This is a genomic window from Paenibacillus sp. FSL R7-0340, from assembly GCF_038002205.1.
Lineage (GTDB): Bacteria > Bacillota > Bacilli > Paenibacillales > Paenibacillaceae > Paenibacillus > Paenibacillus polymyxa_B.
In genome coordinates, this window is record NZ_JBBOBY010000001.1 from 88,114 (window position 1) to 112,090 (window position 23,977).

The window sequence follows — 23,977 nt, forward strand, 5'->3', positions numbered from 1 at the left end:
TCCCATCTTTTATAACCAAAATCGCTTTTCACTCATACTTCCTTACAAAAAAGCCGTAGGCATCTTGCTCCTACGGCTTGTTTTTATTTATTCAAAAATGACAGACAGAAGAGGCAATCGCCTTCCGTTCGCAAATGTCCGTAATACACGTTGCATATATGAAATCCTTCATGATACAGCCTTGCTAGATTGTCGTAGCCTTCGCCCACGACCTCACCCGTTTGCCCTTCATCCTTAATGACGATCGGAGGAGGAAGCTTCGGCTTGTTTGCCGTCTTTTCTTCTCCAGAGGTTTCACGTTTGAGCATCTTGCGCACCTGTTCGTTTTCAATCGTTAGTCGTTGATTTTCCTCCAGCAGCTCTTTTACTGCCAGTTTCAATTCACCCAGATCGCTATGCAACTGTCCCATTTGGGTTTCCATTTCGTGAATACGCGCAAAAACATTTAATTTATCCAAGTTTCCACCCCGAAGCAACCTAATGGTTTACTTGACGACTACATCGTCCATTGGAAGTTCCTTGACCTTACTGATCTCAAACAGTTGAACATGCACCGTGCGATGACCTGCATTCACACCTACGACTTTACCTTCTCCCAAAGAGGTGATAACCATCTTACCCACCTGAGGTAGCTCTTCTCGCATGCTTTCGTAGTTATCATGTTCAAACTTGAGGCAGCACATCAATCTCCCGCACAACCCGGAAATCTTCGTCGGATTCAGCGACAAACTCTGATCCTTCGCCATCTTAATAGATACCGGCTCAAAATCCCCCAGCCATGAGGAGCAACACAGAATACGTCCACAAGGTCCGATTCCGCCAAGCATTTTAGCCTCATCCCGTACGCCGATCTGCCGCAGCTCGATCCGTGTACGAAAAATACTGGCCAAGTCCTTTACAAGCTCTCGAAAATCCACCCGACCCTCTGCCGTAAAATAAAAAATGATCTTATTGCGGTCAAATGTAAATTCTACATCTACCAGCTTCATTTTAAGGCCATGGTCTTTAATTTTATTTAAACACGTGCCGAATGCATCCTTGGCCGCCAATTTATTCTCTTCTACAACAAGAGCATCATCATCCCCAGCAATACGAATGACTTTTTTTAAGGGCAGGACAACATCCGAATCATTTACCTCTTTTTTGCCCACTACAACCTTGCCATATTCAATACCGCGCGCGGTCTCTACAATGACACAGTTTTCTTTCTCCACTGGAAGGTCCAACGGATCAAAATAATAAGTCTTGCCCGCCTTCTTGAAACGGACACCCACTACACTATACAAAAATTAACCCCCTTGTATGCCACTAAACCTCATTTGAAGCCGACATTGTACGAATGGCCGCAATTGAAGTCTCACTGTCGCACAAACCGGGAACCTGGCGTCGCGGATTGTGCAGAGTGGAACAAGCGCGCCTTCCTGTTAGCCGGTGATAGAACCGCTTGTATCGGACAACCCAATCAGAAGCTGCTCCACGCATAATTGCCCGTTGACGTGAAAACGGAGCTTCTTCCTGCAATTCGCGGCCAAATCCATATAAGAGACCCATTGTTCCGTGCTGCGGGTGATTGCCAATTTGGAGACGGACTCCAAATGATCTATGAAAACAATGCTTTCGTGCCTTCCGTAACGGAAATGAAGCATATCCTTAAACCACAAATGAAACAGATGAAACAGAATATCCAGGTGTTCAGAAAGTCCAGTTTTAAAAATCTTCTGTTGAGCCAGAATAATAGACGAGCTCCCCCGACTCATGGACTCCTTCACTAATTGTAACACTACGTTTCTAATTTCTGCAAACCAATTCTGCTGGAGAATTTCTCTACATGATTCCAGTCCTGAAGCAATATGAACGACCGACCGGACAAGCCCTGCCGTATAGCCTTCCCCAATTAACGCCTGCATCATCACTTCCGGCTGTAAAGCGTGGAAAGGAACCTGCTGCGTCCGTGATTGAATCGTAGGTAGCAACGCCTGTCCATTTTCAGAAATGAGTATACCGACCACTGGAATCTGGGGCTCCTCCAAAAATTTAAGTAGGCTATTAGCAGCTTGCACTGTCATGGTATCCGCCTGTCGAATAATATATACCTTCGGATTGGAGCTTTCAGATTTGTAAGAAAATATACGTTGAAGCCCGCGAATCTGATCAATTTTAATCGTAGCTCCATCCGGCTCTACAATGTGCAAATCTGGATGATTCCCGTGCTCTACCTTACGGCACGACAAGCACTCCCCACATGCATCATCCGTCTGTCGCTCACAAAATAAAGCCTTAGCAAAGATCTGCGCCATGTTCATCTGCCCGCTTCCCGGCGGCCCGCTAAAAACATAGGCATGGTTGACCGTATGATTCCGTAGTGCACTTTGCAGCATTTTTTTGGCTACATCCTGGCCCATTATATGTTGAAAAGACATATTTCCTCACTTTCTCCACTGAAAACAACTGTGATCCCTCAGCAAACCGTTGTTCTTCCGGGCAAACTTTGTTGCTATTTTCATGATTCCAACTTCAAATCCTCGTTTTTCGGGGCAACTGCTGCTATTTCCGTATCACGTCTGCCCACATATACATAGTCAAAAATAATCTGCCAGCATGATCAGCAAGCAGATTATTTCTTCGTGGCAACAGCCCGTCTGTATTCATTTATAACATAAGTCTGCATTAAAATGAGAGATTAATCAGCAATCCTCTGATCTCACCGACCCCTTGCAAAAGCTCAATCTTGCCTTGTTCAGTTTCAAGCAGCTCATCCGCCATTTTGAGCAACAGCTCATCCACTTCATCAATCAGCTTATAACGTTTGCTGCGTCCCCGGCGATCCCAACCCTTTGTGTCCTTCATGGACACGCCTCGCCGAACTGTATCTTCCAAAAACCGTTTAACCAGCATCTTATAAGCCTTCAACTCACGAATCGTCATTGAACGTGCAAGACGATCTCCCTGCATTTGTATTTCCTTAAAGCGTCGATTCAATTCCTCCTGCGAAGCCTGCTCCCCATTTTGCTGCATAACGTCGGAGAAGCTCTTGGGCTGAATTGGCTTTGCACTCATTTCATTTGTAGACAATGTACTTTGTAAAGGGCGATAGCCCGGATTTATTTTCATATAAACCTGCTTTCTCCCCGGATGCTTCCACTTTCCCCCTTCATGAACAGTTCAAACTAGAACTCGGGGTTTCTTCGGCTTTCCGGGGACTACGCTGTAGCGCTGCCGTTTTAGTGGATCTGCCCTCACTCCCATCATGTGAGAAGATACAGGCGATTCCCCTATCATATCGGCAGAATAGGCCCTATTGTGTAGATTCAGAAATGCTCGAAACGGTCTACAGGCATCACGAATACCGTCGCTCCACCCACCTGCACTTCAACAGGTAACGGTAAATAGGAATCCGTCGTCCCGCTCATAGGGGTAACGGGTGTGACCAGCTGTTCACGAACCTTGCAACTGCTGCGAATGACGTTCATTAATGAGTCCACCTGATTGTCATCAACACCGATCATAAATGTCGTATTACCTGCACGCAGAAATCCTCCTGTGCTCGCCAATTTGGTAGCACGGAAATTAGCTTTCACCAGTCCGCTGGATAATCTATTACTGTCCTTATCCTGTACAATCGCAATAATCAGCTTCATCCTGTATTCCTCCTTCAAGTCATATTAGAGACAACCTTGTCCCTAGCTCAATTTTACCGTATATCCTTCGACAATTATATGCTAAAATTCTGAACAAACCGCTTTTTCAGCAAATCCCTCAATACTTGCTCTACCTGCTCTGGCGCCGGAGAGGCATCAACAATTGTAATTCGCTCCGGAAATTTGCGAGCCAACTCCAAATATGCCTCTCGCACCTTATGGTGAAACGATATACTCTCCATGTCGAGACGGTCCATTTCTGCTCCTCGTGACGCATTAATTCTTGCCAATCCCAATTCGGGCTCAATATCCAGATAAAATGTGGCATCCGGCTCCCAATCATCCACCGCGAAGCGATTAATTGAAGCTACCTCTTCAATTCCGATCCCTCTTGCAAATCCTTGATAGACCAAGCTACTATCCACAAAACGATCACATAATACGATAGCTCCCTGTTCAATAGCCGGCTTTACCTTCTCCACCAAATGCTGACGCCGCGCCGCCGCGTATAAAAGTGCCTCTGTTCGAGCATCCATACTGGTATGAGCAGGGTCCAAAATGATAGAGCGAATCTTTTCGGAAATTTCGATGCCACCCGGCTCCCTCGTCGTGATGACTGGATAGCCTTCTTCCTCCATAAACTTCGCCAGCCGTTGAATCATAGTTGTTTTACCGGAGCCGTCTCCCCCCTCCAGTGTGATAAAAATGCCTTTGCGATTCATGTTATTCCCTGCTTTCCTGCCTGAAAAATAAAAGTCACCCACAGGCTACGTATGCTTCTTTTATTCAGTCTTCTGTATTTGTTAAGTCTCTAGTATCTAATCTTTATTGTAAACGGAATACCCGAATTGTAAGCATACTTTCATCTGCTATCCCATGCCACTTGGCTCCCAGCTCACGTAGACGACTCATCCGCAGTGCAATCGCTTCTGTGATCGTTTCTCCTGTATATAACAGCGGAATACCTGGAGGATACGGGATAATCATTTCAGCCACTACCCTGCCAGCGGAATCGTCTACAGACACGTTCTCTATCTGATCCGGGCTAATCGGTCGAAGCCCAAAAAGCACCGGACTAGAGTATCCCTTCATTCTATCATTGTTCCACGTGGAAAAATCTAATTCGAGTCTTTGCAGCTCTTTTTCCGTTGCCCTCGGCTCACCAGCCGTCTCCTTAAATCTTATATCATTATCTATATGCACAAGAGCCTGCAACAGGTGACTCGCATCCTTAGGCGTAGAGCCTAACGTAAACAATAAAACAACATGTTTTTCGTCGCTCATCTCTGGAGTACATCCATAAGTCTCCAACTCATGCTTGAGTCCAAACCCATCCAGTATCCCCCATGTATCATACAGCACCAATTTAAAAGGGTCCTGGGTTGAATATCCGCTTATTCCCTCCTCATCCCTTTCTAGGACCTCAGAGATTCCCCTGTGAGCGTCTTTCCCCTCTAGTTCCTGCTGTGTAGGTTCTAGCAAGCGAAAGCGTGGGAGCTGCTCCAGCCCCTTTCTAAAAGCATCTGCCGCCGCTAAGCCCACTGTAAAAGCATCCGCTCCATACGCCTCTATATACCATCTTGCCAAATCCAGTGAAGCCATTAACGGATAAGAAGGGCTAGAGCTCTGCACCATCGCCAACCGCTGACGAAGCAGTTCCCGATGGATTCTCTCTCCCTGCACATGTAACATGGCACCCATGGTCATGGCTGGAAGCATTTTATGTGTCGACTGGACGACTACATCAGCCCCGCAGGACAGCGCAGAGGCTGGCAAACGAGGATGCAACCCAAAATGGGCACCGTGTGCCTCATCTACCAATAGCGGCACATGGGCTGCATGACAGGCCTTAGCCGTTGCCGTCAGGTCATGCCCCATCCCATAGTAATTAGGTAGTGTAAGTAACACCCCTTTAGCCGAAGGATAGGCCTTCAGTGCAGCCTTTATTGTATCCGTCGTTGGGGCAACCGCCAGTCCGCTTAGTGTATCTATTTCCGGATCCAGGAATACCGCGTTAGCCCCTGACAGCATGAGACCGTTCAGGACAGATTTGTGTACATTTCTCTGTACCAGCAGTAGATCTCCCGGCTCCGTACATACAGTTAAAATCATAGCCAAATTACCGACCGTGCTTCCTCCAATTAGCCAAAAGCTCTCTTCAGCACCAAAGCACTTTGCAGCCAGTCCCTGCCCTTCACGAATCACATCTTCTGGGTGATGCAAATCATCCAGTCCAGAAATTTCTGTCGCATCAATAGACATCACTTCTTGCAACAGAGACGCAATATTTTCATGCTCATATACTTGTCCATTTTTATGACCGGGTACATGGAAAGAAGCATTGCCCTGAGTCCGGTAACGTATTAGAGCTTCCATTAATGGTGCATGTACCGCCTTTTTCCCCATCATTCTGCAATCCTTCCAAACAAAGCTTTATATCTACCTTATTTTATCGTAAAATCAAGCGGAATCCTACTTTTACTCACAGAAAAAAAGGCCCGTATCGACAGACCTTGGAATGCCAATCCTTCAAAGACTAATTAGCAAAGGATATTATGCATTTTTCTGTACCCAGATTTGCTTTAATTGATCAATAAAAAAATGATATTTGGCATCAGTTGCATCCGTGTGCACCATTTCAGCTTCACACGTATCACAGATAAACTCGGAAACGATAAAAATGCCTTCATGCTTGTGCTGCCCGCATATAATGCAGCGGTGGCCGCCTTGATCATGCATATCCATCCCACCTTGTTTCTTTTACTATTAGTATGGGGCACTTTCTACTATTTTAAACCTTTTCATAGCCCAGTTCGACGATATACTCTATATATATTCCTTCTGGGCCATTATGGTGTTTGTACCCCGTATGTTTAAAAAACAGCCGTCTATGCCGATATAATAAGAAAAGCTCTTATGTATGGATACCCTTTCATCGGAGCCCTTGAACACTTCATCAGTGATAGCTTTTCCAGTAATTATAGAGTAGGCTAGCTAACACTGGATGTTGATCATTCTGTATTTCTACAAAAACGATTAAATGCTTATTTAAAGCGGCATGAGCGAAGTACCGTCCCTTTTTCCGGCTGTGGACGGGAAGCCACTTGTGATGCAGTAGATTAATGAAAGGACTGTTCGCATGACAGAGGAAACCGGAACCAAAGCTACCTACTATCACTACAAGCTCATTAAAAAAATCAGTATACCGCGTCAACTAATATGGAGTCACATCACATTACCTATTATTATGCTTCTCTTTCTGCTTCTTGCCTTTTCCTGGACTAGCGTGTTTTTGTTTGCTCTTGCCTTTTTCCTAACCTTATGGGTACACTTCGTAATCTCACGATCTGTCCTATACATCGGTGGCGGAACATCCTTCCGCAAACGCTGGGCATTCCATCGTAAATTACCTTGGCTAGGCTATATGACAGACCAGTATATAGGCTATAGCATCTTTCGTCGTGTGCACATACATACCCTCTGGATCGGTATCTGCTTATCAGCCGTATTCATTCTCTGGTCTCCACCAGCCTTTACTGTATCCTTACTCTTCTGGCATCTATGGCTTATTGCACCGCGTCTATACATCCTCAGTCGGCTTACAGGCGAGAGAAAAGACGGCATGTTGAAGTTTACCGATGAAGATGCCTCATATTATCAACAGTAAATCTAACCACTCATTATCCGTACAGATAGAAAATTCAGGTCTGAACTAACCTACACCCATATAGACCGAAGCAATAAAAAAGGAGCAACCTCAACCGGTTACTCCTTTTTTTGTGACTTAACAACTGTAATCGTTATATTCGCTTATCAAGTAAACTTTTCCTCATCATTATCCTCGTTATTCATGTAGAGCATTTGATCAACATGCAAATATATAAAAGGAAGCCACCCCCTACTCAACTGCAGTTCTGAGTGCTTCCCCATATCCGATCTCTTCATTCATCATTATACACAGCATACAATACGCTATGAGTTTACTAAAAATATGATCTACAATAAATCCTATGCTGCTTACTCGGTTGAAAACCGTGTCCCTAATTAAGATCCACGCTTTTGCTCTTCACAACAGCCTTTCTGTCTTTTGGAACCAATACAGTAAAAGAACCATCATGCACAGATAAATGCACCATGTGTTTATTTTTCTGAAACACCTTCTGATTCGAGGTGGATAAATTCGGTTCCTCAGTCCAGCCCCAAGCTGCAATCTCCTCTAGATAAGGAGCAGGTAGACTATCACTTTCCTTCAATGCTGGCAGTGCATAGCGAACATAGTCCATGTCCGAATTACTGCTGGCCCGATCGGTTTTACTAGCTTCTTTGGGAACCGGAAACGTCTTCTCATTGGCAGCACCCTCAAACGATGTCCAAGAAGGCTCCTCCTCCACGCACCCGGTAAGAATCGCGACAGCGACACTGAATAGCACCAATAGAGCAAGCCATTTATTTCGCCGCATGATCTTCCCTCCTTACCAGCCTGATTGACTATACAAAATCCTATGATGGAGTTTGCATAATTCTGCAATAATGCAGCGTGTGTGTATGGGATTCAATACCTATATTATACAGGGTTTACTCTTACATTCCGTAACAAAAATGTTACCTTCCTTTTGTAAGGATATTTCTAAAGTATACGTATATGCAAAAAAGAACCATAATCTCAATGAGATCATGATCCTCTTTACTTGTTGCTTGGCGACGTCCTACTCTCCCAGGACCCTGCGGTCCAAGTACCATCGGCGCTGGAGGGCTTAACGGTCGTGTTCGGGATGGGTACGTGTGGAACCCCTCCGCTATCGCCACCAAACATGAATTTACATCGTAAATTCTTTTTCAGGAATCAGCATCGCCAAATGCTGTGTGTTCGCTTGTTTCATATAAGCTACTTGAGCTTATACAATACAAAACTTACACCCTGAAAACTGGATCCGAAACTTATTTGCGTTTTATTTTTAGGATAAGCCCTCGACCGATTAGTATTGGTCAGCTCCATGCATTACTGCACTTCCACCCCCAACCTATCTACCTCGTCGTCTTCAAGGGGTCTTACTAATTGGGAAATCTCATCTTGAGGGGGGCTTCACGCTTAGATGCTTTCAGCGCTTATCCCTTCCGTACATAGCTACCCAGCGGTGCTCCTGGCGGAACAACTGGTACACCAGCGGTACGTCCATCCCGGTCCTCTCGTACTAAGGACAGCTCCTCTCAAATTTCCTACGCCCACGACAGATAGGGACCGAACTGTCTCACGACGTTCTGAACCCAGCTCGCGTACCGCTTTAATGGGCGAACAGCCCAACCCTTGGGACCTACTTCAGCCCCAGGATGCGATGAGCCGACATCGAGGTGCCAAACCTCCCCGTCGATGTGGACTCTTGGGGGAGATAAGCCTGTTATCCCCAGGGTAGCTTTTATCCGTTGAGCGATGGCCCTTCCATGCGGTACCACCGGATCACTAAGCCCGACTTTCGTCCCTGCTCGACTTGTAGGTCTCGCAGTCAAGCTCCCTTCTGCCTTTGCACTCTTCGAATGATTTCCAACCATTCTGAGGGAACCTTGGGGCGCCTCCGTTACTCTTTAGGAGGCGACCGCCCCAGTCAAACTGCCCACCTGACACTGTCCTCGCACCGGATCACGGTACCAAGTTAGAACCTAGATACGATCAGGGTGGTATCCCAAGGATGCCTCCTCTCAAGCTGGCGCTCAAGATTCAACGGCTCCCACCTATCCTGTACAGATCGTACCCAAATTCAATATCAAGCTGCAGTAAAGCTCCATGGGGTCTTTCCGTCTTGTCGCGGGTAACCTGCATCTTCACAGGTATTAAAATTTCACCGGATCTCTCGTTGAGACAGCGCCCAAGTCGTTACGCCATTCGTGCGGGTCAGAATTTACCTGACAAGGAATTTCGCTACCTTAGGACCGTTATAGTTACGGCCGCCGTTTACTGGGGCTTCGGTTCATAGCTTCGCCCGAAGGCTTACCACTCCCCTTAACCTTCCAGCACCGGGCAGGCGTCAGCCCGTATACTTCGCCTTGCGGCTTCGCACAGACCTGTGTTTTTGCTAAACAGTCGCTTGGGCCTTTTCACTGCGGCCCCCTCGGGCTATTCACCCTACCGAGGCACCCCTTCTCCCGAAGTTACGGGGTCATTTTGCCGAGTTCCTTAACGAGAGTTCTTCCGCGCGCCTTAGAATTCTCTTCTCGCCTACCTGTGTCGGTTTGCGGTACGGGCACCTTCTCCTGGCTAGAGGCTTTTCTTGGCAGTCTGAGATCATGACCTTCGCTACTACAATTTTCGCTCCCCATCACAGCCCAGCCTTACGATGTGCGGATTTGCCTACACACCAGCCTCACTGCTTAGACGGACATCCATCAGTCCGCGTCACTACCCTACTGCGTCACCCCATCGCTCATAACGGATTACGGTGGTACAGGAATTTCGACCTGTTGTCCTTCGACTACGCCTATCGGCCTCGCCTTAGGTCCCGACTTACCCTGAGCGGACGAACCTTCCTCAGGAACCCTTAGGCTTTCGGCGGATCTGATTCTCACAGATCTTTTCGTTACTCATACCGGCATTCTCACTTGAATGCAGTCCAGCGCTCCTTACGGTACACCTTCAACCCGCATTCAACGCTCCCCTACCCCTGATGCAAGCATCAAGCCATAGCTTCGGTGGTGTGTTTAGCCCCGTTACATTTTCGGCGCAGAGTCACTCGACCAGTGAGCTATTACGCACTCTTTCAATGGTGGCTGCTTCTAAGCCAACATCCTGGTTGTCTGTGCAACTCCACATCCTTTCCCACTTAACACACACTTGGGGACCTTAGCTGATGGTCTGGGCTGTTTCCCTTTCGACAATGGATCTTAGCACTCACTGTCTGACTCCCGGAACTAAATCTATGGCATTCGGAGTTTGACTGAGCTTGGTAACCCTTGCGGGCCCCGCACCCAATCAGTGCTCTACCTCCACGATTCTTTTTTCCGAGGCTAGCCCTAAAGCTATTTCGGGGAGAACCAGCTATCTCCGGGTTCGATTGGAATTTCTCCGCTACCCCCACCTCATCCCCGCATTTTTCAACATGCGTGGGTTCGGGCCTCCAGTGCGTGTTACCGCACCTTCACCCTGGACAGGGGTAGATCACCCGGTTTCGGGTCTACGTCCACGTACTCAAGATCGCCCTATTCAGACTCGCTTTCGCTGCGGCTTCAGCTCTTCACCTTAACCTTGCACGGGAACGTAACTCGCCGGTTCATTCTACAAAAGGCACGCCATCACCCATAAATAGGGCTCTGACTTCTTGTAAGCACACGGTTTCAGGATCTATTTCACTCCCCTTCCGGGGTGCTTTTCACCTTTCCCTCACGGTACTGCTTCACTATCGGTCGCCAGGGAGTATTTAGCCTTGGCAGATGGTCCTGCCGGATTCATACGGGGTTTCACGTGCCCCGCACTACTCGGGATCCGTCTCGGAGAGAACAAGTTTTGAACTACAGGGCTTTTACCTTCTCTGGCGGGCCTTTCCAGACCTCTTCATCTAACCGGTTCCTTTGTAACTCCATGTGAGACGTCCCACAACCCCAAGGAGCAAGCTCCTTGGTTTGGGCTAATCCGCGTTCGCTCGCCGCTACTGACGGAATCACTATTGTTTTCTCTTCCTCAGGGTACTTAGATGTTTCAGTTCCCCTGGTCTGCCTCTATTCTGCCTATGTATTCAGCAGAAAGTGACTGTCGATGAAGACAGCCGGGTTTCCCCATTCGGACATCCCCGGATCAAAGCTTGCTTACAGCTCCCCGAGGCTTTATCGTTGTTCGCCACGTCCTTCGTCGGCTCCTGGCGCCTAGGCATCCTCCGTGTGCTCTTTGTAGCTTAACCTAGTATTTACATGGTAAATACGATTTGCTTTGAATTTCGGTTCAACACAAATGTGTGAATAAAATTCAAGGCAGCTACCTTTATTTCACTTGTTTACACAAGATCAGCTTAAAGGAATATTCTAAAACGCAATTTCGTTTCGGTATCCAGTTTTCAAGGTGCAATTCGCTTCATTGAAGCGAAACCCGATGAATATTTCGGTTCCACACAGATGTGTGAATGAAACATTCGTCGAAGCTTGAGAGTTTGAGCTCTCAAAACTGAGCAACGAGTGAGTAATTTAAGGATATTCATTTCATTCACACGAACGTGATGAACCGAATTGAATATCCGGTCGCAGGTACATTGTACCTGCTTATTTGAATGTTTCCATTGCAGGAAACGATTCTCCATAGAAAGGAGGTGATCCAGCCGCACCTTCCGATACGGCTACCTTGTTACGACTTCACCCCAATCATCTACCCCACCTTCGGCGGCTGGCTCCCTTGCGGGTTACCCCACCGACTTCGGGTGTTGTAAACTCTCGTGGTGTGACGGGCGGTGTGTACAAGACCCGGGAACGTATTCACCGCGGCATGCTGATCCGCGATTACTAGCAATTCCGACTTCATGTAGGCGAGTTGCAGCCTACAATCCGAACTGAGACCGGCTTTTCTAGGATTGGCTCCACCTCGCGATTTCGCTTCCCGTTGTACCGGCCATTGTAGTACGTGTGTAGCCCAGGTCATAAGGGGCATGATGATTTGACGTCATCCCCACCTTCCTCCGGTTTGTCACCGGCAGTCTGCTTAGAGTGCCCAGCTTGACCTGCTGGCAACTAAGCATAAGGGTTGCGCTCGTTGCGGGACTTAACCCAACATCTCACGACACGAGCTGACGACAACCATGCACCACCTGTCTCCTCTGTCCCGAAGGAAAGGTCTATCTCTAGACCGGTCAGAGGGATGTCAAGACCTGGTAAGGTTCTTCGCGTTGCTTCGAATTAAACCACATACTCCACTGCTTGTGCGGGTCCCCGTCAATTCCTTTGAGTTTCAGTCTTGCGACCGTACTCCCCAGGCGGAATGCTTAATGTGTTAACTTCGGCACCAAGGGTATCGAAACCCCTAACACCTAGCATTCATCGTTTACGGCGTGGACTACCAGGGTATCTAATCCTGTTTGCTCCCCACGCTTTCGCGCCTCAGCGTCAGTTACAGCCCAGAGAGTCGCCTTCGCCACTGGTGTTCCTCCACATATCTACGCATTTCACCGCTACACGTGGAATTCCACTCTCCTCTTCTGCACTCAAGCTCCCCAGTTTCCAGTGCGACCCGAAGTTGAGCCTCGGGATTAAACACCAGACTTAAAGAGCCGCCTGCGCGCGCTTTACGCCCAATAATTCCGGACAACGCTTGCCCCCTACGTATTACCGCGGCTGCTGGCACGTAGTTAGCCGGGGCTTTCTTCTCAGGTACCGTCACTCTTGTAGCAGTTACTCTACAAGACGTTCTTCCCTGGCAACAGAGCTTTACGATCCGAAAACCTTCATCACTCACGCGGCGTTGCTCCGTCAGGCTTTCGCCCATTGCGGAAGATTCCCTACTGCTGCCTCCCGTAGGAGTCTGGGCCGTGTCTCAGTCCCAGTGTGGCCGATCACCCTCTCAGGTCGGCTACGCATCGTCGCCTTGGTAGGCCTTTACCCCACCAACTAGCTAATGCGCCGCAGGCCCATCCACAAGTGACAGATTGCTCCGTCTTTCCTCCTTCTCCCATGCAGGAAAAGGATGTATCGGGTATTAGCTACCGTTTCCGGTAGTTATCCCTGTCTTGTGGGCAGGTTGCCTACGTGTTACTCACCCGTCCGCCGCTAGGTTGTTTAGAAGCAAGCTTCTAAACAACCCCGCTCGACTTGCATGTATTAGGCACGCCGCCAGCGTTCGTCCTGAGCCAGGATCAAACTCTCCATTAAAGACCAACCGAAGTTGGTTTATAGAAAGAGCGATGAGCTCATTTTGAAACTGACGAGATAAAATATCTCTTGTTTGATTTTGCGAACAAAATCGTTTTACTCACTCGTTGTTCAGTTTTCAAAGATCAAACATTCAATGTCCGCATCGGCGTTTCTTTCAACCCCTCAGCAACTTTTATAGTGTATCATATTTTCTAGAGTTATGTCAACACTTTTTTCAAAAGTGTTTTTCGCTCTTCTTGATAACACTTGAAGCGACAAGAAATAATATATCATACTTTCTTTATATTGTGCAACTGTTATTTTAAAAATACTTAGTTAAGTAACAATACACTCGATATAAAGCTCTCTTTGCAGCATTAAGTTAATGATTTCCCCATCTACTTGAATCAACGGCCGAGTCGGATGATCTCGATCAGCGAAAATAATTTCCCCTGTACGGTTATCATTGAGGCGCACCTTGGTTCCATTATTGAATTGGGTTAACTTATGAATAAAAACTTGTACGACACTTGGGTCCAGCTTTCCAAATGATTCTGACTTGATTTGCTCTAGAACCAGATACGGTGATTGGGCAGGTCGGTATGTTTTCTCTAGAGTCATAGCATGGAATACATCAGCCACTCCAACGATTTTAGCGTAGATGTGGATTTGTTCCCCTTTAAGACGCAGTGGATATCCAGTACCGTCCACTTTCTCATGATGCTGAAGAGCTGCCAAACGCACACCTTCGTTAATAGCTTTCACATTTTTAAGCAACTGGTATCCTAATGATGTATGGCGACGTATTTCTTCTTGCTCTTCCCACGTTAGTTTGGAGGGCTTATACAGAATGACCGGGTCCATTTTAGCGTTCCCTATGTCATGAAGCAATCCAGCAAAAGCCACTTGCATCCAATCCTTTTGAGGTAATCCGATCCATTGTGCAATGGAATAGGAAGTAAGGGAGGTTAGCACGGCGTTGTGAAAAATATAGTCCACTTCGATCATGGCGGGCGGAGTATAGGTCATTACATTATAGCGCTGAATGTGCACCAGTAAGGACTCCAATTGTCCTCGCAGTTCATATATAGATAAATTAGAGACGAGCACCGATTGAAATGCATTCTTAACGAGCATCACCATTTTGTCATACTCATCCTGAAATTGTTCAGATTCATCTCGTCCATCTAACGAAGGTCCTTGCGATTCAGATGTTCCAGATCGAACAGTCGTAGACTCGCTACTGGATTTTGTAAGATCATCCGTCCCTACCTCAACTTGCTGGATCAGGAACGCCTGTAAAATCTCCAAGTCACGCGGTAGCAGAATGCGCCCTTTCGGTAGCAGCAAGCTTCCCATTTCTGTAAATACATCGCTTTGCAATCTAAGTCCTGCTTTTAATTCGGATACGGGTACAGTTGTCATGGTCAACCTCTCTGTTCTCACAACAGCTGCTCCAGCTGCCAGTTATGATGTCATTATATTACTTGGGAATGATCCTGTACATTCATTTTATGCCATTTAAAGCATACTTGTCTGAATTCGTTAGCCAGAAAAAGAAAAAGACTCCCCGACCAAATAGTCAGAGAGTCTGTTCCATCTGAAATTTAATAACTACTGTTGTTTATATATTCAGGCTCTTATTCGCCCTCAGAAGATTCTGGGTCGTTACCTTCCGCACCTTCTGTATTCGTTTCGAGAGTTGGTTCAACAGATGATAGAGATGAGCCCTCTCCAGCTTCCCCACCCTCTAATAATTCTTCAAGCAGTTCATCCTGCTCCTCATTCTTGTTCGCTCGACAAACAGTTGCAACCGAATCATCATCGCGAATATTAATCAGCCTTACCCCTTGTGTATTCCGACCCATCGTGGAGATTTCCCCCATGCTAGTCCGAATCAAGGTGCCACTAGCTGTAATGATCATCAGATCCTCTTCGGTTTTTACAACCTTGAGACCGACAACCGGACCATTTTTATCCGTAACATTAATCGTCTTGATCCCCTTACCTCCACGGCTTTGGATACGATAATCCACAACAGGGGTACGCTTGCCATAACCTTTGGCCGTTACAATCAGGATATCCAGGCTGGTATCTACGATGTCCATACCAATTACAGCATCACTCTCATCAAGGTTGATCCCTTTAACCCCTGTAGCGCTACGGCCCATAGACCGTACATCACTTTCAGGGAAACGGATAGACATGCCTTGTGCTGTACCAATAATCATTTCCTGTTGTCCGTCCGTCAGCTTCACTTCGATCAGGGCGTCATCTTCACGCAAGTTAATGGCAATCAAGCCACCTTTGCGGATATTTGCATAGTCGTCAAGTGGTGTCTTCTTTATGATTCCATGCTGGGTCGCAAAGAATAGATAGCTATCCTCCACAAATTCCTCGATTGGAATTACCGCATTGATCGACTCACCCTGTTCAATCTGAATCAGGTTAATAATCGGTGTTCCCCGGGCTGTCCGGCTAAGGTCAGGAATCTCATAGGCCTTAATCCGATATACCTTGCCCTTGTCGGTAAAGAATAACAAATGATGATGTGAATTCGTAATGAACAGATGCTCTACGAAATCCTCATCTTTGGTATCCATACCCACTACACCACGACCACCGCGTTTTTGACTGCGATAGGTAGTAACAGGAAGGCGTTTGATATATCCCGTATGGGTTACAGTAATAATAACATCTTCACGCGGAATGAGATCCTCATCCAGAATACTCTCTTCACCCACTGTAATTTCAGTGCGACGGTCATCAGCGAAGCGTTCCTTAAGTTCATTCAGCTCTTCGCTAATGATGTTGAGTACCAGATGCTCGTTCGCCAAAATCTCACGGTATTCCGCAATCTTTTGTATTAGCTCGTTATATTCGTTCTCGATCTTCTCACGTTCCAAACCGGTTAAGCGTTGCAGACGCATATCGAGAATAGCCTGAGACTGCTCAAGAGTGAGCGAGAAACGCTCAATCAGTCCTTCACGAGCTGCTTCTGCAGTTTGGGAAGAACGAATCAAAGCAATAACTTCGTCCAGATGGTCAAGGGCAATGCGCAAGCCTTCCAGAATGTGTGCTCTGGCTTCGGCTTTTTTCAGATCAAATTCTGTCCGGCGACGAATAACCTCGACCTGATGTTTGAGATAATGATACAAGACATCCTTCAGGTTCAAAATCTTCGGTTCGTTGTTTACAATGGCAAGCATATTAATACCGAAATTCGACTGCATAGCCGTATGTTTAAACAAATTATTCAGAACGACGTTCGGGTTCACGTCCCTACGCAACTCGATAACGACACGCATACCTGTACGGTCCGATTCATCCCGAAGATCCGTAATGCCTTCAATACGTTTGTCACGTACTAATTCGGCAATTTTCTCAACCAGACGAGCCTTATTCACTTGGTAAGGCAACTCATGCACGATAATCCGTGCTTTATTGCCAATCTCTTCTATGGTGGTCTTCGCACGCATGGTCACAGATCCGCGGCCAGTCTGGTACGCCTGACGGATACCAGAGCGTCCTAAAATATAACCTGCTGTCGGGAAATCGGGCCCTTGAATATAATCCATAAGTTCCATCGGCGTAATGTCGGGGTTTTCGATCAATGCTTGTACACCATCGATAACCTCTCCCAAGTTATGCGGAGGAATATTGGTAGCCATTCCGACTGCAATTCCGCCGACACCATTCACCAGCAAGTTAGGATAACGTGCAGGTAATACGACGGGCTCGCTCTCTTCACCATCGTAGTTCGGCATAAAATCAACGGTCTCTTTGTTCAAATCACGTAGCATTTCCATGGCAATCTTGGACAACCGTGCTTCGGTGTAACGCATCGCAGCCGCCATATCTCCATCCACGGAGCCAAAGTTACCGTGTCCATCCACCAACATATAACGCAAAGAAAAATCCTGCGCCATCCGCACCATCGTATCATATACAGCCGTATCACCATGAGGGTGATATTTACCGATAACTTCGCCGACGATTCTTGCCGATTTTTTGTAAGGCTTATCTGGCGACATGCCCAGCTCGGACATCGCGTACAAAATACGACGGTGTACCGGCTTCAGTCCGTCCCGCACATCAGGCAAGGCACGGCTAACAATAATACTCATGGCATAATCCATAAAGGATTCGCGCATTTCCACTCCGATATCCCTATTGATGATTTGCGAGTTATTTTGATCCGCCATGCTGGTCCTCCTTCTTATCCTTCAATACAATGCTCTCTATGTGAAAAGCCTAACAAGATACTGCCTATACACTCCGCTCTCTGCGCAGGATTTTGGCTGAAATCCTCATCTGTATAATTATATTACTTTCACAAAAAGAGCACAATTAAACACATCTGTCCTCTTTACAGCGTAAATCCCTCGTCATTCTCTCTCTGCCTGTAGCAGATCGCTATTCTCTTGTACAACTCACAAGCCCTGATTATAACAAATTCCCCAGAGCTGGGGATTAGCCCCCACCCTAAGGGCCTTTTCCACATACAATACGTATACGGTCAGGGTTCACTTAGCAAAATTCCGAAAAACGCCGTATTTCTCTATTATATCATTGTTTTACGCACTTGTCCTTTAGTTTCCCTTGTTTTGTCAAAGTGTTGCGGATTCCAAGTACATGACTCATATTTCGAAAAGAAAGGGATGAGATTACTTGTCTATTCAGCGAGTATCCAGTAAGTGGACTAAAACAAATGCCATTCTCCCCAATCCGACATTGGCCGCTTATGTACCGGAAACACGGTTGTACACATTTGATCACTTGAACGAAATGTTGGCCGTGTATGGTACTGTCTATATTAAGCCTGATAACGGTACTTATGGAAAAGGGGTTATGCGGGCAGAGAGGCTGACAGAACCGCTTCCGCCGACAGAAGAAGGAATCATCGAAGAGAGAACTTGGTATGTGCTTCGCTATGAAGTAGATACCTTCACCTTCGAAAGTCTAGAAGATCTGCATAGAGTGGTTTCTTCCCGCATACGAAAACGTCCATATCTGATCCAGCGTGGAATTCCACTTCTTCAGCATGAAGCACGCCCTTTCGATCTGAGGGTATTAACCCAGATGAACTTAAGACACCAATGGGAAACAACGCTTATTGTAGGACGCGTAGCTGCTCCTGACAAAGTCGTCACCAATCATCACAGCGGTGGGACAACGCGCTTTTTCAATGAGCTGGTCGCTCCATACATGGATGTAAAGGAATCTGTACGACTGGAGCAAAAATTATCAAAAATGGGCGAACGGGTAGCCTGGCAGTTGCAAAAAAGATACCCACGTTTAAGGGAAATAGGATTAGATGTGGGACTGGATCAGCAAAATTATCCGTGGATTCTGGAGGTTAACACGAGACCAGCAATCAAGGTATTCTCTTCCCTTCCAAACAAAAGCCTCTATCATAAAATATTCAGATATGCAGTAGGCTACGGACGGTACTCTCCATCCACGGGTAAAGCCGTACGCTCTAAGAAAAAAGCCTAAAACAATGAGATTAAATATTCAAATACACCCGGGCTGGTTAATGACAAGAAAAGGGACGCCCCTTTGGGCGCCCCTTGTGAACTCCTACAAAATACTACCTAATGAGCACGTAATACAGCCACTAGGAAAGAACATCACACATTAAAAATCGAGATTTTTCACGTACTTCGCATGTTCTTGGATAAAGTCACGACGAGGTTCTACATTATCACCCATCAAGGTATTGAACAGTGTATCAGCCAGCATCGCGTCACTGACAGTTACCTGAAGCATGGTACGACTCTCAGGGTCCATCGTAGTTTCCCAAAGTTGGGTCGCATTCATCTCACCCAAACCTTTATAGCGCTGTACATTGTACTTCGCGTTTTCTCCAAATTCCCTGATGATCTCATCACGTTCCGCCTCGGAGTTCGCATAACGTACAACTTTGTTACGCTCTACTTTGAATAGTGGTGGCTGAGCAATATAAATATAGCCTGCATCAATGATTTTACGCATGTACCGATAGAAGAACGTCAGCAACAACGTACGAATATGGGCACCATCGACATCCGCATCTGTCATGATAATGACCTTGTGATAACGGGCTTTGGCGATGTCAAAGTCGTCTCCGATCCCTGTGCCCATTGCTGTTACCATCGACCGGATTTCATCACTGGACAAAATACGGTCCAAGCGTGCCTTTTCGACATTCAGGATTTTACCGCGAATCGGCAAAATAGCTTGAAAGTGACGATCACGACCCTGCTTGGCCGAACCCCCCGCTGAGTCACCTTCGACGATGTACAGTTCACTAATCGAAGCATCCTTAGAGGAGCAATCCGCCAGCTTGCCTGGGAGCGAACTGATTTCCAGCGCGCTTTTACGACGTGTAAGCTCACGCGCTTTACGCGCTGCTTCCCGGGCACGTGCTGCTTGTAATGATTTGTCAACCACACGGCGGGAAACAGACGGATTTTCCTCTAGGAATTCCTGGAGTTTCTCTGCGAATAGGGATTCGACAATCCCTCGCACCTCACTGTTCCCCAGCTTTGTCTTGGTCTGACCCTCAAACTGTGGTTCTGGAATTTTGACGGAGATAATCGCCGTCAATCCTTCACGCACATCATCACCAGTCAAGTTGGCATTGTTGTCCTTAATCAAGCCATTTTTACGTGCATAATCGTTAATAATCCGGGTTAATGCACTCTTGAAGCCTGATTCGTGAGTTCCGCCCTCATGGGTATTGATGTTGTTAGCAAAAGAATAAATATTCTCGGTATAGCTGTCGTTATATTGCAAAGCAACCTCGACTTGAATCATATCACGCGAGCCTTCGACATAAATCGGCTGTTCATGTAACGCTTCTCTTTTTTGATTCAAGAATTGTACATATTCACTGATTCCGCCCTCGTAATGGAATGTATCGCTGGCGCCCGTCCGTTCATCAGTCAAGCTGATTGCAATGCCTTTGTTCAGGAAAGCCAACTCACGAATCCGCGTTTGGAGCGTATCATAATCGTATACAGTCGTTTCTGTAAAGATTTGATCGTCCGGATAGAAGGTCGTTTGGGTACCCGTCTCGTCTGTATCACCGATGACTCTGACATCATACTGCGGAGCACCACGGTGATATTCCTGCTCATACAGATGTCCGTCCCGTTTAACATGAACAATCATTTTGCTGGAGAGAGCGTTCACTACCGATACACCAACCCCGTGCAGACCACCGGATACCTTGTACCCTCCGCCTCCGAATTTACCACCTGCGTGAAGTACAGTCATAACGACTTCCAGCGCAGATTTTTTCATTTTGGCGTGTTCGCTTACCGGAATACCGCGTCCGTTATCTGTAACGGTAACGCTGTTATCTTCGTGAACCACAACTTGAATGCTGTCACAATAACCCGCCAGCGCTTCGTCAATGCTGTTGTCCACAACTTCCCAGACCAGATGATGGAGACCTTTGGCGCTCGTGGAGCCAATATACATCCCGGGACGTTTCCGAACCGCTTCCAGGCCCTCGAGGACCTGAATCTCGCCCGCATCATAAGACGGTTGATTCATAGACATGCCTTTCACCTACTTCTATAGATTCTATGGTTAAGCATTGGCAACAAACTGGTTTGCCCGCTTTTTGAGTGTTGTTGAGGAGATGGGGGAATAATACACCGTATTCTGAGTCACTACGATGGACTTGGCTTCCTCTTCGCCAATCATCTCGACATGCTTTTGCTGTTGGGCGTGGTTCACATATTGCTTGGAGATTTTAGAGGATTTTTCAATCGAGATATCGAAAATAGCCACAAGCTCTGACGAGCGGATGATTTTTTCTCCACCCAGATGAATATACATAGCGGTCACTCACTCCTTAGTGTTCCACATGCCCGTCGTGGACGTGATAAATATTGGCATCCTTGAGTCGTTCTGCGTTCAAAGTCTCAACCCCGGTTGCCGTGATAAAGGTCTGTACCTTGCTTTGGAAAGTCTCGATCAGCTGGGTCTGACGATAGGGGTCCAGCTCGGACAAAACATCATCCAGCAGCAAGACAGGATATTCACCAATTTCCTCATGAATTAACTCTATTTCGGCCAACTTCAAGGACAGGGCCGTCGTCCGCTGCTGCCCCTGAGAGCCATACGTATGCACTTCTCTGCCGTTAATGGCAAAGGCCAAATCGTCACGATGGGGTCCCGCCAAAGTCATGCCACGGCGGATTTCCTGTTCCCTCATTTGGGATAACTTTATCATAAATCGCTCCAATAAGACAGCTTCATCTTCTTCCTCTGGCTCACTGAAGGAGGGAACATAGGTTAATTTTAACTCTTCTGTCCCACCTGCGATCCCTTCATGAATGGCCTGAGCCCACTTTTGTAGCTTTGTTATAAATTGTTTCCGCTTTTTAACAATTTTAACACCATGCTCAACAAGTTGCTCATTCCATACCTCCAGCATCAGCTGCACTGACGCCATATCCTTACCCCAAGCTTGCTTGAGCAGGTTGTTTCGCTGAACCAATACTTTCTGATATTGCTGCAAATGATACAGATATCCTGGCGCAACCTGTCCGATTTCCATGTCAAGAAACCGGCGGCGAACCCCCGGTGTTCCTTTCACAATTTCCAGATCCTCAGGTGCAAACATGACCACATTTAACGAACCGATAAAATCGCTCAGTTTGCGCTGCTCCAGTCCGTTGATCTTTGCTTTTTTGCCTTGTGTGGATAACGCGAGATCCAGTCTGATTTTCCCGTATTTTTTATCCACATCCGCAGCTAGGTGAGTGGAAGTAGCCCCGAAAGAGATTAACTCCTTGTCGCGGGACGTTCGATGACTTTTGGTTAAAGCCAGTACAAAAATCGCCTCTACCAGATTCGTTTTGCCCTGCGCATTTTGTCCGATCAGCAAATTAACGGGCCCAAATTCATTCAGCTCCAGCTGTTCATAGTTCCGATACTGCTGCAAAACAATGTTGTTCACAAACACATAGGGTCCCCCTTGTTACTCCGTACCTAAAAGGAGTCCTTGCCACCCAGGCGATCATGCTCCTGCTGTAACTTCGAAACTTCCGTTGTCCTCTACTTCTACGGTATCACCCGGGTACAGTTTTCTTCCACGACGTTCTTCCGGTTCACCATTCACACGGACTTGTCCCTCTTGCAGCAGGGCTTTAGCCATGCCTCCTGTGGATACACAATCGGCTAATTTTAAAAATTGATCGAGCTTAATGTATTCAGTTTGTATAGATATCTGTTTCAAGGCTTGTTCATCCTTTCGCTTGTCCTCGGGTGGGTTAACGCTAAACGTCAGTTGGTTGTGCGATATGGCAGGATGATATACAGCGCATTGCTGGAATCAGCCGGTTTTAAAATAATGGGGCTCATAATGCCGGTAAAAGCAATCGTCAGTTGCTCGCTGTCAATCACCTTCAGCACGTCGAGCATGTATTTAGAGTTGAACGAAATTTTGAGCGGCTCTCCCTCAAATTTGGACACAGTTACTTCCTCACGCACTTTGCCAAGCTCAGAGGAACTAGAGGAAATCTCCAAACCGCCATTTTCCAGCGACTGCATTTTTACAATATTCGTTTTTTCCTCACGGGACAGCAAATAAGCACGGTCAATTGACTCACTTAAACTTTTTGTATCCACAATCAGTTCTGTTTTGTAGGAGGTCGGAATAATTCTAGAAGTATCAGGATAGGTGCCGTCCAAGATGCGGGAATAAAATAGCACCCGATCTACTTTGAATAATACCTGATTGTCCGCTACTACGATATCCACAAGCATATTTTGATCTGGAATAATTCTGCTCAGCTCATTCAGCGTTTTGCCCGCAATGACAACATTGCTAAAACGCAAGCCTTCAGACGTCTCCAAATGAGCGCTACGGGTGGCAAGGCGGTGGCGGTCCGTTGCCACAAACTTCAATTCACCCTCAGCCAGATTCCACAACACGCCAGTTAAAATCGGTGTCGTTTCGTGGGTGGAGATGGAGAATACCGTCTGTTTAATCATATTTTTAAGTAAATCTCCTGGAACAGAGATGACTTGATTTTCTTCAATGTTGGGAAGCACCGGGAATTCTTCAGGGTCCAAGCCAACAATCTGAATTTCAGTTGCGCCAGACGAGATAAAGGTTTGAAATTGGTCTTTTACCTCCATATGGATCTCCTGCGACGGCAACTTTTTGATAATTTCGACAAAGAATTTGGCAGGCAGCACAACACTGCCGGGTTGTACGACCTGAACAACAGTTTGGTCACCATCCTCCATCGGAATAAAGGATTGAATGGAGATGTCTGTATCGCTGGCGGTCAGCGTTACTCCCTGGTGATTCACATCCAGCTTAATACCACTCAGAATTGGAATCGTAGTCCGACTTGATATCGCTTTGGATACATGTTGTATAGCCTCGTTCAAAACGTTTTTCAGAATGCTGATCTTCATAAGTTCCTCCTACGGGTTTTAATCCTTCAAGCACGCGTTGACGCGGGCCTTATTTAGGTGATGTATATCTTTAAAATATATTAGTAATAGTAATA

18 protein-coding genes and 3 rRNA genes are annotated in these 23,977 nt (G+C 46.7%); 2 read left to right on the forward strand and 19 right to left on the reverse strand.

All coding sequences use genetic code 11. The features are described from left to right. Window positions 1–83 precede the first annotated feature (83 nt). The 8 genes from yabA to MKX59_RS00360 all read right to left on the reverse strand — a co-directional run bounded on the left by yabA (window position 84) and on the right by MKX59_RS00360 (window position 6,377). On the reverse strand, window positions 84–458 hold the full coding sequence (gene yabA, locus MKX59_RS00325; RefSeq protein ID WP_025722558.1) for a DNA replication initiation control protein YabA: 375 nt from the start codon (window positions 456–458) through the stop codon (window positions 84–86). Between the two features lie 27 nt (window positions 459–485). Beyond that, window positions 486–1,286: a PSP1 domain-containing protein gene (locus MKX59_RS00330; protein WP_013308110.1), complete on the reverse strand. Its 801-nt coding sequence runs from the start codon at window positions 1,284–1,286 to the stop codon at window positions 486–488. A gap of 138 nt (window positions 1,287–1,424) precedes the next feature. Further along, complete coding sequence (gene holB / locus MKX59_RS00335) at window positions 1,425–2,420, reverse strand: DNA polymerase III subunit delta' (RefSeq protein ID WP_023986424.1); 996 nt, start codon at window positions 2,418–2,420, stop codon at window positions 1,425–1,427. Between the two features lie 247 nt (window positions 2,421–2,667). Then, window positions 2,668–3,111 carry a YaaR family protein gene (locus tag MKX59_RS00340; protein WP_013308108.1) on the reverse strand — a complete coding sequence of 148 codons (444 nt, stop codon included), beginning with the start codon at window positions 3,109–3,111 and terminating at the stop codon, window positions 2,668–2,670. Between the two features lie 197 nt (window positions 3,112–3,308). Next, the gene (locus tag MKX59_RS00345) at window positions 3,309–3,638 is read right to left on the reverse strand and encodes a cyclic-di-AMP receptor (RefSeq protein WP_007427998.1); all 330 of its coding nucleotides are present in this window, start codon (window positions 3,636–3,638) and stop codon (window positions 3,309–3,311) included. 74 nt (window positions 3,639–3,712) lie between these two features. Then, window positions 3,713–4,360: a dTMP kinase gene (tmk, locus tag MKX59_RS00350; RefSeq protein ID WP_068938708.1), complete on the reverse strand. Its 648-nt coding sequence runs from the start codon at window positions 4,358–4,360 to the stop codon at window positions 3,713–3,715. A 103-nt stretch (window positions 4,361–4,463) separates the two neighbouring features. Continuing rightward, window positions 4,464–6,047, reverse strand: coding sequence for an aminotransferase class I/II-fold pyridoxal phosphate-dependent enzyme (locus tag MKX59_RS00355; protein ID WP_340857285.1), 1,584 nt, complete (start codon window positions 6,045–6,047; stop codon window positions 4,464–4,466). A 144-nt stretch (window positions 6,048–6,191) separates the two neighbouring features. Beyond that, window positions 6,192–6,377 carry a sigma factor G inhibitor Gin gene (locus MKX59_RS00360; protein WP_023986422.1) on the reverse strand — a complete coding sequence of 62 codons (186 nt, stop codon included), beginning with the start codon at window positions 6,375–6,377 and terminating at the stop codon, window positions 6,192–6,194. 400 nt (window positions 6,378–6,777) lie between these two features. On the opposite strand from MKX59_RS00360, the gene MKX59_RS00365 reads away from it, so the two are divergent. Beyond that, window positions 6,778–7,305: a hypothetical protein gene (locus MKX59_RS00365; RefSeq protein WP_023986421.1), complete on the forward strand. Its 528-nt coding sequence runs from the start codon at window positions 6,778–6,780 to the stop codon at window positions 7,303–7,305. Between the two features lie 373 nt (window positions 7,306–7,678). On the opposite strand, the gene MKX59_RS00370 is transcribed toward MKX59_RS00365, so the two are convergent. The 6 genes from MKX59_RS00370 to gyrA all read right to left on the reverse strand — a co-directional run bounded on the left by MKX59_RS00370 (window position 7,679) and on the right by gyrA (window position 17,659). Further along, on the reverse strand, window positions 7,679–8,098 hold the full coding sequence (locus tag MKX59_RS00370; protein ID WP_013308104.1) for a hypothetical protein: 420 nt from the start codon (window positions 8,096–8,098) through the stop codon (window positions 7,679–7,681). Window positions 8,099–8,331: 233 nt separating this feature from the next. Next, window positions 8,332–8,448, reverse strand: a 5S ribosomal RNA gene (gene rrf / locus MKX59_RS00375). Between the two features lie 146 nt (window positions 8,449–8,594). Continuing rightward, a 23S ribosomal RNA gene (locus MKX59_RS00380) occupies window positions 8,595–11,521 on the reverse strand. Window positions 11,522–11,916: 395 nt separating this feature from the next. Then, window positions 11,917–13,472, reverse strand: a 16S ribosomal RNA gene (locus tag MKX59_RS00385). Together the 16S, 23S and 5S rRNA genes form the textbook arrangement of a ribosomal RNA operon. Before the next feature lie 318 nt (window positions 13,473–13,790). After that, window positions 13,791–14,879: an HD-GYP domain-containing protein gene (locus tag MKX59_RS00390; protein ID WP_028540988.1), complete on the reverse strand. Its 1,089-nt coding sequence runs from the start codon at window positions 14,877–14,879 to the stop codon at window positions 13,791–13,793. Between the two features lie 215 nt (window positions 14,880–15,094). Next, window positions 15,095–17,659 carry a DNA gyrase subunit A gene (gene gyrA / locus MKX59_RS00395; protein ID WP_053324310.1) on the reverse strand — a complete coding sequence of 855 codons (2,565 nt, stop codon included), beginning with the start codon at window positions 17,657–17,659 and terminating at the stop codon, window positions 15,095–15,097. Window positions 17,660–18,125: 466 nt separating this feature from the next. On the opposite strand from gyrA, the gene MKX59_RS00400 reads away from it, so the two are divergent. After that, complete coding sequence (locus MKX59_RS00400; protein WP_025720769.1) at window positions 18,126–18,953, forward strand: YheC/YheD family protein; 828 nt, start codon at window positions 18,126–18,128, stop codon at window positions 18,951–18,953. A 141-nt stretch (window positions 18,954–19,094) separates the two neighbouring features. Here MKX59_RS00400 and gyrB read toward each other — a convergent pair whose 3' ends face one another. Genes gyrB through dnaN form a run of 5 tightly spaced genes read right to left on the reverse strand, consistent with a single transcriptional unit; the run spans window position 19,095 to window position 23,882 of the window. Then, window positions 19,095–21,005, reverse strand: a complete 1,911-nt coding sequence (gene gyrB, locus MKX59_RS00405) for a DNA topoisomerase (ATP-hydrolyzing) subunit B (RefSeq protein ID WP_013308100.1) — start codon at window positions 21,003–21,005, stop codon at window positions 19,095–19,097. A gap of 30 nt (window positions 21,006–21,035) precedes the next feature. Further along, window positions 21,036–21,287: an extracellular matrix regulator RemB gene (remB, locus tag MKX59_RS00410; protein ID WP_007433255.1), complete on the reverse strand. Its 252-nt coding sequence runs from the start codon at window positions 21,285–21,287 to the stop codon at window positions 21,036–21,038. A gap of 16 nt (window positions 21,288–21,303) precedes the next feature. After that, a complete protein-coding gene (gene recF / locus MKX59_RS00415; RefSeq protein WP_013308098.1) occupies window positions 21,304–22,419 on the reverse strand; it encodes a DNA replication/repair protein RecF in 1,116 nt (371 codons plus the stop codon). Window positions 22,420–22,473: 54 nt separating this feature from the next. Next, on the reverse strand, window positions 22,474–22,692 hold the full coding sequence (yaaA, locus tag MKX59_RS00420; protein ID WP_023986416.1) for a S4 domain-containing protein YaaA: 219 nt from the start codon (window positions 22,690–22,692) through the stop codon (window positions 22,474–22,476). 47 nt (window positions 22,693–22,739) lie between these two features. After that, window positions 22,740–23,882, reverse strand: a complete 1,143-nt coding sequence (gene dnaN, locus MKX59_RS00425; RefSeq protein WP_071559552.1) for a DNA polymerase III subunit beta — start codon at window positions 23,880–23,882, stop codon at window positions 22,740–22,742. Between the last annotated feature and the right edge of the window lie 95 nt (window positions 23,883–23,977).